We start from the raw sequence: 13013 nt of genomic DNA on the forward strand, positions 1-13013 counted from the left end.
CGTTTGGGTTCTTGGCTGTCATCTGCCAGAACGGGTATTTGATGATAACGGGCGTGTTTTGTTTATCGCGCGCCGCATAGACTTATGCTCCCGCAGCCGCAATAGCTCCTGCTTCTGCAAGCAGCTTCGCATTCCTGCGAAGTCCGGGAGTCTGCAAGTTTTCGCCATCCATGGAACCAACTTTTCCGATGAAGCGGTAGTGAATATCCACCCGCATAATGATTTGTCCGTCTACCACTTCTTTTTCATGCACCACGATCTTCTCGACCAAGGTATGCAGAATTTCGGCGGTTACTTCGGTGATGTTGGTATATCGTTCTACCAAGTCCGCAAATTCTTTTGCGCTGCGGGCTTTTCTCACATAAGCAGATAGCTGCGTCTGAATTTCCGTATAGTGCGTTTTCAGTTCTGTCATTTCAGCTTCATAGTTGGCAGACATAGCGGCGTAGCGTTCATCGGAAAGCCGACCAAACACATGATCCTCATAGATTCGCTGAAGCAGTGTGTCAAGCTCGTCTAATCTGCGCTTGCAGGCATCAGCTTCTCTCTGCTGAGATGCTTTTGTGCCGTTCCATTCACGCTCCGAAAGTTGGATAAGATCCGCAATGCGCAGAGCTTGAGTTGGAAACGCTGAAATCTGAGTTGAAGCGTAAGTTCGCAAGCAGTCCGTAAGGGCTGCCGTTCTTCCCGAAGGGCGCACTTATTCACCACCGCAAAGCGGCGGTGGTATCCCCTTCGGGGATCGTGCGCCCACTGCGGTGGGAAGATTTGCGGCACGGAACAGGTGTGCGCTTATATGCTTCACACCATAGCCGTGCCGCTTGCTTTGCCCGGTGCGCCGGTCAAAGCAAAGGACGGAGGACGCGCAGGACGAGGGACGATGGACGGGAGCAGGTACGAAAAGCGAGGTGATAAAAACGGCAATCTACCACTTTGAAGCGAAAGTCATCAGCCGTGGCGCTGGGCGCTCTGCTGTTGCCGCCGCAGCATATCAAAGCGGCGAGCAGCTTTACAACGATTATGACGGTATTACCCATGATTATACGAAGAAAACGGGCGTTCTGTTTTCCGAGATATTGCTGCCCGATATGGCCCCGGCTGAATGGGCAGATCGGCAGACTCTCTGGAATGCGGTAGAACAGGCCGAAAAAGCAAAAGACAGTCGGCTTGCCCGCCAGCTGATTGTTGCACTGCCCACGGAGCTGACCATGCAGGACTGGCAAGCAATGCTGCACCAGTTTGTGCTGGAAGAATGTGTTGCGAAAGGGATGTGCGCCGACTTCGCCATCCATGATACAGATGGTCACAATCCGCACGCCCATATCATGCTGACCGTCCGCCCATTGGATGCCAATGGCAAATGGCAGGCAGAGACGCAGAAAGAATATCTCTGCCGCCGCGGAGAAGAAAAAGGGTTCACCGCAGCGGAGTTTCGGCAGGCACAATCTGAAGGTTGGGAAAAGCTCTATAAGTACCGCAATGAAAGCGGCGTTACCGGCTGGTTTACGCCCTCCGAAGCGGCTTTGCATCCGACATGGGAGCGCACCTCCAAGCAGCCGAAAGCCACCAAATTCGGGCGGCAAAATCCCATCTGCGAGGCGTGGAACAGTGAAGTGCAGCTTCTGGAATGGCGGGAACGCTGGGCAGAGTATATCAATCGCGCATTGGAGCAGCAACAGCGGTCCGAACGGGTTACACATCTGAGCCATGCTGCATTGGGACTGAGCGAGCAGCCGACTGTCCATGAGGGGTATCATGCGCGCAATCTGGAAAAGCAGGGTATGATTGCTGACCGCTGCGAGCTGAATCGTCAGATACGGGCAGATAACAAACTGCTGCGCGAACTGAAATCCACGCTGCAAAAGCTGACCAAAGCCGCTGAATACAGCATCAGCCGCATTGCTCAAGCGCTGGAAACGCTGCGAGATAAAATCATCGTTGCTGAATATCAGCTGATTCGCAACCACCGGCGTACCCGTGACTATCAGGAAACAAGGGATAAGATTACACCAGTCTTACGAGATATTCACGCAGTAGAACAGCAAATTAAGGATAAATCTGCCGAACGCAAGAATATGCTGGCCGAGAAGAAAGCCTGCGGCATCCTGCATCCTATCCGTCTGCACCAGCTTTCCGGACAGATTGCAGCATTGACGGAAGAAATCGAAGAACTGCGCGATAAGAAGTCTATGCTGCTCGCTTCTCTGAACTGCCATAGCGACAGTGAAGCGCACAATATTAAAAAGCGGCTGGAAATCGTTGAGCAGAACCTCACGAAGCTGACCGAGCAGCATGAAAAACTGACTGCCATGCGCGATGAAAGTGTCGCTGAGTTTGAGGCTGCCCACGCCGAAATTTGTCCAGAGGATATTGACTCCGTGAAAAATATCCGCATCGATATTCGCCGTGAGCATACCCGAACGCTCTCCGCGAAGCTAAGGGAAACCTTTGGCAGCGACTATGACTACCGCGCTATGATGAGCGCCGAACGCAAGGCAGATACCGTAATTGGCGAAACGACGGATAGCATTTCCGATAAAGCCATGCGGCGCGAATATGAGCGCCGGTATCCGCAACGGAAATCTAATAGGCAGAAGCAAAAGCACAATCATGATTTTGATATGAGCCGATAAAAATTCCCGGCAGCTACGCTTTGTAACTGCTGGGAATTCCTTATTTGTTATAAATCAATATTTCTTGTTTCTTTTGGGGAACCATCCCTTTGCCACTCTGCGCTCCTGTTCGACAACCTCTCGGATTCCCCAGAGTGCTGAAAAACCAAATAATGCAAGCAGTACGCTGATTTCTATATTATCCGTAAGCATGGATACGCAAATGAATATAAACCCGATAATTGCAAAAATGAGGATGCATATTCTTTTTCCAAGCAGATACTCCCCTTTAATGACAATGAAGTGCCACAGTCCAATTATAGCAAGTGAAATCAATCCAACTATGATTCCAGAATAATTCATTACTTATCTCCTCCAAATAGCTGCTGCATTGGAGCGAACCGTAAGCTCCTCGACAGGAATATGTGCCGGACAAATATCCTGACAGGATAGAGATTTCCCGCAGCCATCAAAGAAAGCCGCTTTATACTTGGCGGACAGTTCTTCTCTGTGGGAGTGATCCTGTTCTTCGTTCAGAATGCGATATACATTCACCGGGGCAATAGCACCCGCAAAGCTGCCTTCTGCGGAGAAGTTGGGGCACACCTCAAGACAGCAGCCACACATCAGGCACCGGGCAGACTGATACCGTGCTTCATGGGTATATTCTGCCAGATAAGCATCGCTTTTCAGCCAAAGCTCTATCTTTTTCATGTTTTCAAACAGAATGGAACGGTCAACTACCAGATCCTTTACCAGCGGAAATTTACTCAGCGGCTCCAAGGTAACCGTTGTGCCTTTCAGCGTATTCAAAAACACGGAGCAGGCAAGGCGCGGAACGCCGTTGATACGCATGGCGCAGGCACCGCACTTGCGAACCATGCAGCCGCACTCCCAACTGATCGGCTTCGCCGGATTGCCGAAGGCATCTGTCAGGGGCATCCTGCCATTCAGTTCATTGAGGACTGCGGCAACAGAAGCATCTGCCGAACCATCGTAGGAAAATTCCTGCCAATAGGATTTTGTGTCCGGCGCAGACTGACGCTTGATCCGAATTTGATATGCCATTTGCGCTCACCGCCTTTCCGGAACAGCGTCCCACGAGATATGAACCGTCTGCCCGTCATAATACGCCGCCGTTGTTTTGTGAAACTCGGCGTCATTGCGCTGGGGATAGTCCGAACGCCAATGCGCTCCACGGCTTTCATTCCTTGCCAGCGCACTTTTCAGCACGGCCTGCCCCAGCAGCGGCAGACTGCCGTGCATTCCGGCAATTTGGGTCAAAGCATCCTGCATGGTATCTCCGCTACGCACAACGCCCAGTGCATGGAGCAGGATACGGTTCAGCTCTGCCTTGTCCTGCGGTTCGCAGGGCAGGACAGCGTTGCTTGGTTGAATCGAAACAGCTCTTTTTGATGCAGATTCTGCTTCTGCGCAGGCCGTCTGCGCTGCCACTCTGCCGCCGTACAGTGCGCCAAGCAGCGAGTTTCCGCCCAGCCGGTTTGCTCCGTGATACAGGGCGCAGCATTCTCCGGCTGCATAGAGATTTTGCACACCTGTCCGATGCTGCGCGTCCACCCGGATACCGCCCATGAAATAATGAATACCGGGGCTGACGGAAATCGGTTCCTTTCGGATGTCCTCACCTAAGTAAACCCTGCAATCCTCTGCCAGACCGGAAAGCTTTTTCTCGTATACATCCGGTGCAAGGCCGGTCATATCCAAGAATACTTCACTCTGCTGCCGGACTGTCCAAATCTCTCTTGCAGTGATGTCGCGGGGCATCAGGTTCCCCAGCTCCGGATATTTTTCCTCCATGAAATACCACGGCTTTCCGTCCCGCATGGCAAAGAGTCTGCCACCCTCTCCGCGGGCCGCTTCGCTGATGAGCATTCGCTTGCCGCCGATTGGTACGGTGGTAGGGTGATACTGAATCATTTCCAGATTTGCCATCGGAACACCCAATCGGAACAGCTCTGCCGTGACCGTCCCTGTATTGAACAAAGAGCCGGTGGTGTCACCAAATAGGCCGTGCATTCCGCCCGTGGCAATGATAACGGCATCTGCGGACAGCGTCAGACGCTCCCCAGAATATCGGTCACGAACAACACAGCCGCAGCAGGCTGCATCCTCCATGAGCAGCGTGACAAAATCGTGATGACTGAGCCTTTTAACGGCTCCGTTCTCTTCCTGCTCCCGCGCAGCATCAATCAGTGCGGTCATGATTTGCTTGCCGGTGTCGCTCTGGGCAAAAGCAGTGCGCTTCTTCTTTTGACCGCCGAAATTGCGCAGATCCGGCTCATCGATTCCGCTGGTGTTAAACTGAACGCCGATGCGATGCAGCCACCGGACAAGCTCCGGCGCTGCATGGGTCAGATTCCAGACTGCGTTTTCGTCCGCAAGGCCGCAGGCAGCATGGATTGTATCTGCGTAATGCTGTTCCGGACTGTCATCCTCGCCTTTGGTGTTCAAGGCAGCATTGATGCCACCCTCTGCCATGACGGACTGCGCCCGTTCGGAGGGATAGGCGGACACCAGTACGACTTTGTTGCCGTTTTCAGAGGTCTGCAAGGCTGCGGAAAGCCCCGCAAGACCAGCGCCGATAATAACGATTTTCTTTTTCATAGCTGCTGCCACCCCACATAATAAAGAATAACCGCAGCGGCGGAAAACAGGAAAATCACCGATAGAATCAGATAGAGATCGCCCCGCCGTTCCCGAAACCGGATAATACCAAGGGACACCAGCAGCGGGCGAATGTTGATCATCAGATGCACCGCCAGCGATGCAATCAGCAGCAGCTGCGCAATCAGCTTGACCGTGGTAAACGGAAACAGGATATAGGCACCGTCCTGCACACCGCCGAACAGTCCGATATGGAAAAACATCAGAATGAGAATCGCAAATCCGCTGGCGCGTCTTGCCCAGAACATAGCATTCTGTTTTCGATAATGATTGGGGCTATTTTTCTCTGCCCGGAGTGTCTGCACGGTCAAAATGATGCCGATTCCTGCATGAACCGCAAGAACAGCCACGCCCACCCATGCAAGAATTTTCCCGGCATTGCTGCCGATGCCGAGCAGCATAAAGCTGCCCATGATGCCGTGAAGCAGGAAAATCACCAGCAGAAGAACAGAGAGAATGGTATTCAGCTTTCGCATATCCTGTTCACCTCATTTCTGTGCTGTGCAGCGTGATACAGTCCGCATCGGCTACGGATTCGGCATCCATCAGATCTGCGGAGAAAAGCAGCAGCAGATATTGTCCGCTTACGGCTCTGGAACGCAACATGGTAGCACTGCATTCTTTCACCTGAATATCCAGTCCCGATTCCCGCAGAGTTTGGCATACCTTTTCCGCATACCGAATCAATGCGTAATCCGTATCACTGACATAGAGTTTCAGCTTTTCCGATGGGGCTGATACTGATTCATCCTCGCCGGAAATCATGTCTTTCAGTTCCGTGCGGAATCCGGAATCCGGCAGCTCTGCGGCGTTGATGCAAAACACATAATCTCCGCTGAGCTGTGCAGAAGCCTGCTCCGCTTTCTTTGCCTTTGGTGTCGCGCCGCTGATTGCATCCACCAGTGACGGCGGTGAATGCAGCAGCGCGCCAAAGCCTGCCAGCAGTGCCACAACCACTGCCAAAAGAATCAGCCTGCGCTTCATGGCAACACCTCTTACTTTTTCAGAATCCGCATTGCGTTCAGGACGGCAATGATCGTCACGCCTACATCACCGAATACGGCTTCCCACATTCCAGCAATGCCGAAGGCACCGAGAATCAGAAATACGCTCTTGATACCCAAGGCGATGATAATGTTCTGCATGACAATTCGTTTGGTGGCCTTTGCAACCTGAATGGCCTCTACCAGCTTAGAGGGTTCGTCTGTCATCAGAACCACATCCGCAGCTTCGATAGCGGCATCGGAGCCAAGTCCGCCCATAGCGATACCCACATCTGCACGGGCCAGCACCGGTGCGTCATTGATGCCATCGCCAACAAAGGCCAGCTTGCTACCGGGGCGCTTTTTCTTGTCCAGTTCCTCCAGCTTTTCTACCTTCTGGTTCGGCAATAGCTGTGCGCAGACCTCATCCAGACCTAACGCATTGGCAACCGCTGTGCCAATCTTCTCATCGTCGCCGGTGAGCATCACCGTTTTTTCAATGCCTGCCTGTTTCAATGCGGCAATCGCAGCTTTGCTGTCCGCCTTGACTTCATCGGAAATCAGAATGCACCCGGCATACACGCCGTCGATTGCCACATATACCTTGGTTCCGATTGCATCGGAGGGCGTGTAAGGAATCTGCTCTGCATCCATCAGCTTGCTGTTTCCGGCAAGAATTTTCTTGCCCTCGCTGCAAATGCTAATGCCATGTCCGGAGATTTCCTGATAGTCCGAAATAACAGACTGATCAACAGGCTTCCCGTATGCGGACAGAATAGATTTGCCGATGGGATGGTTGGAATAGCTTTCCGCCTGAGCTGCATGGAAGAGAACCTGCTCCCGGTCGAACCCGTTGGCGGTTTCGACTTCCGTCACCTGAAACACGCCTTTTGTCAGCGTACCGGTTTTGTCGAACACAACAACGCTGACCTTATTCAGTGCTTCCAAATAGTTGCTGCCTTTGACAAGGACACCGCGCTTGGAGGCTGCGCCGATTCCTCCGAAGAAGGTCAGCGGAATGGAGATTACCAGAGCGCAGGGGCAGGAAACAATCAGGAACACGAAACCTCTGCGCAGCCACTCCGCCCAGTTGCCGCCGGTGAGGATGGGCGGCAGGAGTGCCAGCAGCGCAGCCAGAATCACAACAACAGGCGTATAGTAGCGGGCAAATGTCGTAATGAAATTCTCGGTAGGTGCCTTTCTTGCGGAGGCATTTTCCACAAGATCGATAATTTTGGAAGCAGTGGACTCGCCGAAGCTCTTTGTGACCTGAATGGTCAGAACGCCGCTTTGATTGATGCAGCCGGACAGAACCTCGTCCCCCTTCTGCACCTCTTTCGGCAGCGATTCTCCTGTCAGCGCTTTGGTATCCAGCATGGAGCTGCCGTCCAGAATCGTGCCGTCCAGCGGGATTTTTTCTCCGGGCTTTACAACGATGGTTTCTCCCACGGCAATGCTTTCCGGGGAAACGGTGCGCAGTTCTCCATTCCGAAGAACGGATGCCACATCCGGGCGAATGTCCATGAGGTCGGAAATGGATTTTCTGGAACGCTTGACCGCCAGCGACTGGAAAAACTCGCCGATCTGATAAAACAGCATAACGGCAACAGCCTCCGGGTATTCGCCGATGGCAAATGCGCCGATGGTGGACAGGCTCATGAGGAAATGCTCGTCAAATATCTGTCCTCTGGAGATGTTTTTCACCGCTTGCCAGACAACATCTCCGCCAAGGATCACATACGCCACAATCAGAAACGCAAGCTCAACCGGAAGCGATACCTTTGCAAAGACGGTCAACGCCATGCCGATTCCGTAAAGCACGGCACCTGTAAACAAACGAATCGTCAGCTTTTTGTCCTCTGCATTGAAAATGGATGTTTTTTTCTGCTCCTGTGGCGCTGCGGTGTCTTCGCTTTTTTCCGACACCTCTACATCCGGCTCGTGGCTATGGACGATGGTTTCAACCTGCGGCAGAAGCGTGGAAGCAACCGCCGGAGCAGCCTTGACCGTCAAGGTCTGCTGCATCAGATTCATAGTAGACTCCGCAACGCCCTCCAGTTCGCCGACTTCCTTTTCAATTTTTGCGGAGCAGTTCGGGCAATCCAAGCCTTTTAGCAGAAAGGCTTTCGTGACAGTGGCAGTGAGCTTTTCCGACACTTCCACATCCGGCTCATGACTATGGACGATGGTTTCGACCTGCGGCAGAAGCGTGGAGGCAATCGCCGGAGCAGCCTGAACCGTCAGGGTCTGCTGCATCAGATTCATAGTGGACTCCGCAACGCCCTCCAGTTCGCCGACTTCTTTTTCGATTTTTGCAGAGCAGTTCGGGCAGTCCAAGCCTTTTAGCAGAAAGGCTTTCGTGACAGTGGCAGTCAGCTTTTCCGATACTTCCACATCCGGCTCGTGGCTATGGACGATGGTCGTGACAGTATCAAGCAGATTGGTTACAGATGCTTCGGCCTGAACCGTCAGGGTCTGTTTCATGAGATTCATAGAAGAAAGCTGGACTCCCGCCAGTTCTCCAACTTCCTTCTCAATTTTTGCAGAACAATTTGGGCAGTCCAGACCTTTGAGAATGAAGATATGCTCCATATTATCCTCCTTGATAATTGTGTAGTTGTTCAAACGCTCAACTTCAATGGTAAAAAGAAAAGGGGGTCAGCCTTTCAGATGCTCAAACCCCTTGTCGATGATTTCTTTCACATGGTCATCAGCGAGAGAGTAATAAACAATCTGCGCCTCCTTGCGGAATTTGACAAGATTGGCAAGCCGCAATGCCTTGAGCTGGTGAGAAACCGCCGATTTCGTGACGCCAAGCAGCACGGCAAGATCACAGACGCACATCTCGCTTTGCTCCAACGCATGAAGAATCTGCACCCGCGTTCCGTCACCAAACAGCTTGAACAGGGACGCAAGCTGGATATAGTCCTCTTTTGTTTGCAGCTTATTCCGAACCTCATTCACCACATCTTCGTGAATGACATCGCAGTTGCAGGTGTATTCCGAATGAGCCATGGCATGAACCTCCTTTTATTTTTTAGTTGAGCAATTACTCAATTACTATATTATACGCACACTTCTCGAATTGTCAATAGGGCTGTGAAAAAAGCATTGACAAGCATCTATGTATCGTGTATCATAAACACATAGAAAATCATCAATGCGAGGTGACGGGATGGACGAGAGAAAAACTGCGGCGGTATTCAAGGCGCTTTGCGACGAAAACCGCATCCGTATCCTGAAGCTGCTGACCGGCGGCGAGAAGTGCGCCTGCAAGCTGCTGGACGAACTGAGTGTCACGCAGCCCACACTTTCTCACCACATGAAAATTCTGTGTGACTCCGGCATCGTGTCCGGGCGCAAAGAGGGAAAATGGATGTACTACTCCATTTCTGAACAGGGCGCAGAAAACGCGAGAAAGCTCCTGCGGGAGCTGACCACCGTTTCCTGCTGCTGTAAAGCAGAGCCGTGCTGCGAAGGCTGAAAGTCACGGCTTTCCTTTTGACTTACATATCGATACATTTGAATTTATAAATCTTAGGAGGACTTTTATGAGCAAAGAAAAGAGCGGAATCAGCGCATTCCAAAAGTATCTGACCGTGTGGGTGATTCTCTGCATGGTGATTGGTGTCGGCATCGGTAAATTTCTGCCGCAGATCCCGGCATTCCTGAATCGGTTTGAGTACGCACGAGTGTCCATTCCCATGGCAATCCTCATCTGGGTGATGATCTATCCCATGATGATGAAGGTGGATTTCCGCAGCATTAAAAATGTGGGCAGAAACCCCAAGGGACTGTTCGTCACATGGATCGTGAACTGGCTCGTGAAGCCGTTTACCATGTACGGCATCGCCAGCCTGTTCTTCTTCACGGTGTTCAAAGCGTTTATCACGCCCGACCTCGCCACGGAATATCTCGCCGGTGCGGTACTGCTGGGCGCGGCACCCTGCACAGCAATGGTGTTCGTGTGGAGCAGTCTGACAAAGGGCGACCCCGCCTACACGGTAGTGCAGGTGGCTACCAACGACCTCATTATCCTTGTGGCGTTCGTTCCCATTGTGAAATTCCTGCTTGGCGTTTCCAATGTGTCCGTGCCGTGGGACACGCTGATCTTGTCGGTGGTGCTGTTTGTGGTCATCCCCCTTGCGGGCGGTATTCTGACCCGCCTCATTGTGACGAAGCGCCGCGGCAAGGAATATTTTGAAACCGTATTCGTTAAAAAGTTTGACGGCGCAACCACGCTTGGACTCTTGCTGACGCTGGTTCTGATTTTTTCCTTTCAGGGCAATGTCATTCTGGAAAATCCGCTGCATATCGTCCTGATTGCCGTGCCGCTGATCTTGCAGACCTTCCTGATCTTTGCCATTGCGTATCTCGCCTGTTGGCTCTTAAAGCTGCCGCATACCATTGCCGCTCCTGCCGGGATGATCGGCGCATCCAATTTCTTTGAGCTTGCGGTGGCGGTTGCGGTGGCGCTGTTCGGCACGACCTCTCCCGCCGCGCTTGCCACTACCGTTGGCGTGCTGACGGAGGTGCCGGTGATGCTACTGCTTGTCCGTATTGCAAACAAAACACAGGGCTTGTTCTCTGCAAAATAAAATCATAATGGAGGTATTCCCATGAAAAACATCGAAATCTTTGAACCCGCTATGTGCTGCTCCACCGGACTGTGCGGCGTGAGCGTTGACCCGGAGCTGCTGCGGATTTCCACAGTGCTGAATACGCTGAAAGAGAGAGGCATCGAGGTCAAGCGTTATAATCTCACCAATGCTCCGATGCAGTTCGTCACGAACCATGTTGTCAGCGAGTTTGTCAAGCTCTATGGCGCGGATAAACTGCCTGTTACCGTCGTGGACGGTGAGCTTGCCGTTTCCGGTCGCTATCCCACCAACGAAGAGTTCACCGAATGGCTGCAACTGCCGCAGGATGTTCTCGGCAAGCAGGAAAGCTGCTGCGGCGGAGGCTACTGTTGCAAGGGAGAATGCTGATGGAAACCTTTGCACTTGACAAGCTCCACCTGACGCAATACCTGTTCTTCACCGGAAAGGGCGGCGTGGGAAAGACCTCTACCGCCTGTGCGGTTGCCGCCGGTCTTGCGGACAGCGGAAAACGCGTGCTGCTCATCAGTACCGATCCTGCCTCCAACTTGCAGGATGTGTTCACCATGGAGCTTTACAACAAACCCACACCCATCCCGGAAGTGCCGGGGCTGTATGCGGCAAACCTGAACCCCATCGAGGCGGCGGCAGAGTACCGGGAAAGCGTGATCTCACCCTATCGCGGTGTTCTGCCTGACACCGTGATCTCCAACATGGAGGAACAGCTCTCCGGCTCCTGCACCGTTGAAATTGCGGCGTTCAATGAGTTTTCCGGCTTCATCACCGATGAAACCATCCAGAAAAGCTATGACCACATCATCTTCGATACTGCCCCTACCGGACACACGCTGCGGATGCTGCAACTGCCTTCTGCATGGAGCAATTTCATCAGCGAAAGCACCCATGGAGCATCCTGCCTTGGGCAGCTATCCGGTCTGGAAGAAAAGAAAGCCGTCTACAAGGCGGCAGTCGATACCCTTGCAGGCGGCAACAAGACCACGCTGCTCTTGGTAACGCGACCGGAAACAGCACCGCTGCAAGAAGCCAATCGCGCTTCCTGTGAACTGCGGGAGCTGGGTATTCAAAATCAGCTTCTCATTGTCAACGGCGTCCTGACGCAGCATGACGATACGCTGTCCTCGGAGCTGTACCGCAAGCAGCAGTCCGCCCTTGCCGGTATGCCGGAGGGGTTGAAACGGCTGACACAGTACGCTGTACCGCTTCGCGCTTACCCAATCACCGGCATTGCCAACATCCGCGCCATGCTGACGGAGGATCGCTTTGAGCAGCAGAAGGCAGAAGTCGATTTGACAAAGCTGCACCGGCTGAGCGACCTTGTGGACGAACTGGATGCGGAAAACAAAAAGGTCATCTTCACCATGGGCAAGGGCGGCGTAGGAAAGACAACGGTTGCCGCCGCGATTGCGCTGGGACTGGCCAAGCGCGGACGGAAAGTCCATCTGACTACCACCGACCCTGCGGCGCATCTAAAATTTGTGCTATCCGAGCAGGACGGCATCACCATGAGCCACATCGACGAGGCGGCAGAGCTGAAAAAGTATCAGGAAGAAGTGCTTTCCAAGGCGCGGCAGAACGGTTTGTCCGGTGAGGATCTTGCCTATATCGAGGAAGATCTGCGTTCTCCCTGCACACAGGAAATCGCCGTATTCCGTGCCTTTGCGGAAGTCGTGGAAAAGGCGGACGATGAAATTGTTGTGATTGACACCGCCCCAACGGGACATACACTGCTTCTTTTGGAATCCACGGAAAGCTATGACCGCGAAATTCGCCGAACCAAGGGCGAAACCCCGGAATCTGTCAAGCGTCTGCTGCCGAGATTAAAAGGTGAGGAAACGGAAGTCATTATTGTGACGCTTCCCGAAGCAACGCCGATCTATGAGGCGCTGCGCTTGGAGGACGATTTGAAGAGGGCAGGTCTTTCGGCAAACTGGTGGGTTATCAACCAGTCATTCGCCCTCACCGGCAGCAGCAATCGGACGCTTTCGGTCAAGGCAAGCAATGAGGCGGAGTGGATCGGCAAGGTGGATCGACATACGGACGGTAAGACCGTGCTGCTGTCATGGCACCCGGAAGAAGTTAAGGGCGACAGCCTTTTGTCACTGTAACGGAGGTCA

The 13013-nt window shown here is 52.9% G+C and carries 13 protein-coding genes; 5 read left to right on the plus strand and 8 right to left on the minus strand.

From position 1 onward, the window contains the following. Window positions 1–82: 82 nt before the first annotated feature. Complete coding sequence (locus NE623_RS14940) at window positions 83–700, minus strand: DUF4368 domain-containing protein (RefSeq protein WP_256273154.1); 618 nt, start codon at window positions 698–700, stop codon at window positions 83–85. 208 nt (window positions 701–908) lie between these two features. On the opposite strand from NE623_RS14940, the gene mobQ reads away from it, so the two are divergent. Next, window positions 909–2633, plus strand: a complete 1725-nt coding sequence (mobQ, locus tag NE623_RS13050; protein WP_256273153.1) for a MobQ family relaxase — start codon at window positions 909–911, stop codon at window positions 2631–2633. A 54-nt stretch (window positions 2634–2687) separates the two neighbouring features. Here the strand turns inward: mobQ and NE623_RS13055 are convergent, their stop codons facing one another. From NE623_RS13055 to NE623_RS13085, 7 genes are all read right to left on the minus strand, one after another. Further along, window positions 2688–2975: a DUF4491 family protein gene (locus tag NE623_RS13055; RefSeq protein WP_256273152.1), complete on the minus strand. Its 288-nt coding sequence runs from the start codon at window positions 2973–2975 to the stop codon at window positions 2688–2690. Between the two features lie 3 nt (window positions 2976–2978). Then, a complete protein-coding gene (locus NE623_RS13060; RefSeq protein ID WP_195192042.1) occupies window positions 2979–3680 on the minus strand; it encodes a succinate dehydrogenase/fumarate reductase iron-sulfur subunit in 702 nt (233 codons plus the stop codon). A 6-nt stretch (window positions 3681–3686) separates the two neighbouring features. After that, complete coding sequence (locus tag NE623_RS13065) at window positions 3687–5237, minus strand: FAD-dependent oxidoreductase (RefSeq protein WP_256273151.1); 1551 nt, start codon at window positions 5235–5237, stop codon at window positions 3687–3689. Continuing rightward, on the minus strand, window positions 5234–5773 hold the full coding sequence (locus tag NE623_RS13070) for a pilus assembly protein PilX (protein ID WP_195192044.1): 540 nt from the start codon (window positions 5771–5773) through the stop codon (window positions 5234–5236). The genes NE623_RS13065 and NE623_RS13070 overlap by 4 nt, the downstream gene beginning before the upstream one ends. A gap of 7 nt (window positions 5774–5780) precedes the next feature. Further along, a complete protein-coding gene (locus tag NE623_RS13075; RefSeq protein WP_195192045.1) occupies window positions 5781–6281 on the minus strand; it encodes a DUF6921 family protein in 501 nt (166 codons plus the stop codon). Between the two features lie 11 nt (window positions 6282–6292). Next, window positions 6293–8872, minus strand: coding sequence for a heavy metal translocating P-type ATPase (locus NE623_RS13080; protein WP_195192046.1), 2580 nt, complete (start codon window positions 8870–8872; stop codon window positions 6293–6295). Window positions 8873–8938: 66 nt separating this feature from the next. After that, window positions 8939–9295: an ArsR/SmtB family transcription factor gene (locus NE623_RS13085; RefSeq protein WP_195192047.1), complete on the minus strand. Its 357-nt coding sequence runs from the start codon at window positions 9293–9295 to the stop codon at window positions 8939–8941. Window positions 9296–9455: 160 nt separating this feature from the next. Here NE623_RS13085 and NE623_RS13090 point away from each other — a divergent pair, with 160 nt between their 5' ends. The 4 genes from NE623_RS13090 to arsA all read left to right on the plus strand — a co-directional run bounded on the left by NE623_RS13090 (window position 9456) and on the right by arsA (window position 13004). Then, a complete protein-coding gene (locus NE623_RS13090) occupies window positions 9456–9764 on the plus strand; it encodes an ArsR/SmtB family transcription factor (protein WP_256273150.1) in 309 nt (102 codons plus the stop codon). 67 nt (window positions 9765–9831) lie between these two features. After that, entirely contained in the window at window positions 9832–10878 is a 1047-nt protein-coding gene (gene arsB / locus NE623_RS13095) for an ACR3 family arsenite efflux transporter (RefSeq protein ID WP_256273149.1), read from the plus strand. A 21-nt stretch (window positions 10879–10899) separates the two neighbouring features. Continuing rightward, on the plus strand, window positions 10900–11268 hold the full coding sequence (gene arsD / locus NE623_RS13100; protein ID WP_256273148.1) for an arsenite efflux transporter metallochaperone ArsD: 369 nt from the start codon (window positions 10900–10902) through the stop codon (window positions 11266–11268). Then, window positions 11268–13004 carry an arsenical pump-driving ATPase gene (arsA, locus tag NE623_RS13105; protein ID WP_256273147.1) on the plus strand — a complete coding sequence of 579 codons (1737 nt, stop codon included), beginning with the start codon at window positions 11268–11270 and terminating at the stop codon, window positions 13002–13004. The genes arsD and arsA overlap by 1 nt, the downstream gene beginning before the upstream one ends. Window positions 13005–13013: the final 9 nt, after the last annotated feature.

Source organism: Gemmiger formicilis, from assembly GCF_024462815.1.
Lineage (GTDB): Bacteria > Bacillota > Clostridia > Oscillospirales > Ruminococcaceae > Gemmiger.

Coding starts and splice junctions, on each gene's coding strand:
- arsB (WP_256273149.1), top strand. CDS start 9,832: ATGAGCAAAGAAAAGAGCGGAATCAGCGCATTCCAAAAGTATCTGACC.
- NE623_RS13065 (WP_256273151.1), bottom strand. CDS start 5,237: ATGAAAAAGAAAATCGTTATTATCGGCGCTGGTCTTGCGGGGCTTTCC.
- arsA (WP_256273147.1), top strand. CDS start 11,268: ATGGAAACCTTTGCACTTGACAAGCTCCACCTGACGCAATACCTGTTC.
- NE623_RS13060 (WP_195192042.1), bottom strand. CDS start 3,680: ATGGCATATCAAATTCGGATCAAGCGTCAGTCTGCGCCGGACACAAAA.
- NE623_RS13075 (WP_195192045.1), bottom strand. CDS start 6,281: ATGAAGCGCAGGCTGATTCTTTTGGCAGTGGTTGTGGCACTGCTGGCA.
- NE623_RS13070 (WP_195192044.1), bottom strand. CDS start 5,773: ATGCGAAAGCTGAATACCATTCTCTCTGTTCTTCTGCTGGTGATTTTC.
- arsD (WP_256273148.1), top strand. CDS start 10,900: ATGAAAAACATCGAAATCTTTGAACCCGCTATGTGCTGCTCCACCGGA.
- NE623_RS13055 (WP_256273152.1), bottom strand. CDS start 2,975: ATGAATTATTCTGGAATCATAGTTGGATTGATTTCACTTGCTATAATT.
- NE623_RS13080 (WP_195192046.1), bottom strand. CDS start 8,872: ATGGAGCATATCTTCATTCTCAAAGGTCTGGACTGCCCAAATTGTTCT.
- NE623_RS13090 (WP_256273150.1), top strand. CDS start 9,456: ATGGACGAGAGAAAAACTGCGGCGGTATTCAAGGCGCTTTGCGACGAA.
- NE623_RS13085 (WP_195192047.1), bottom strand. CDS start 9,295: ATGGCTCATTCGGAATACACCTGCAACTGCGATGTCATTCACGAAGAT.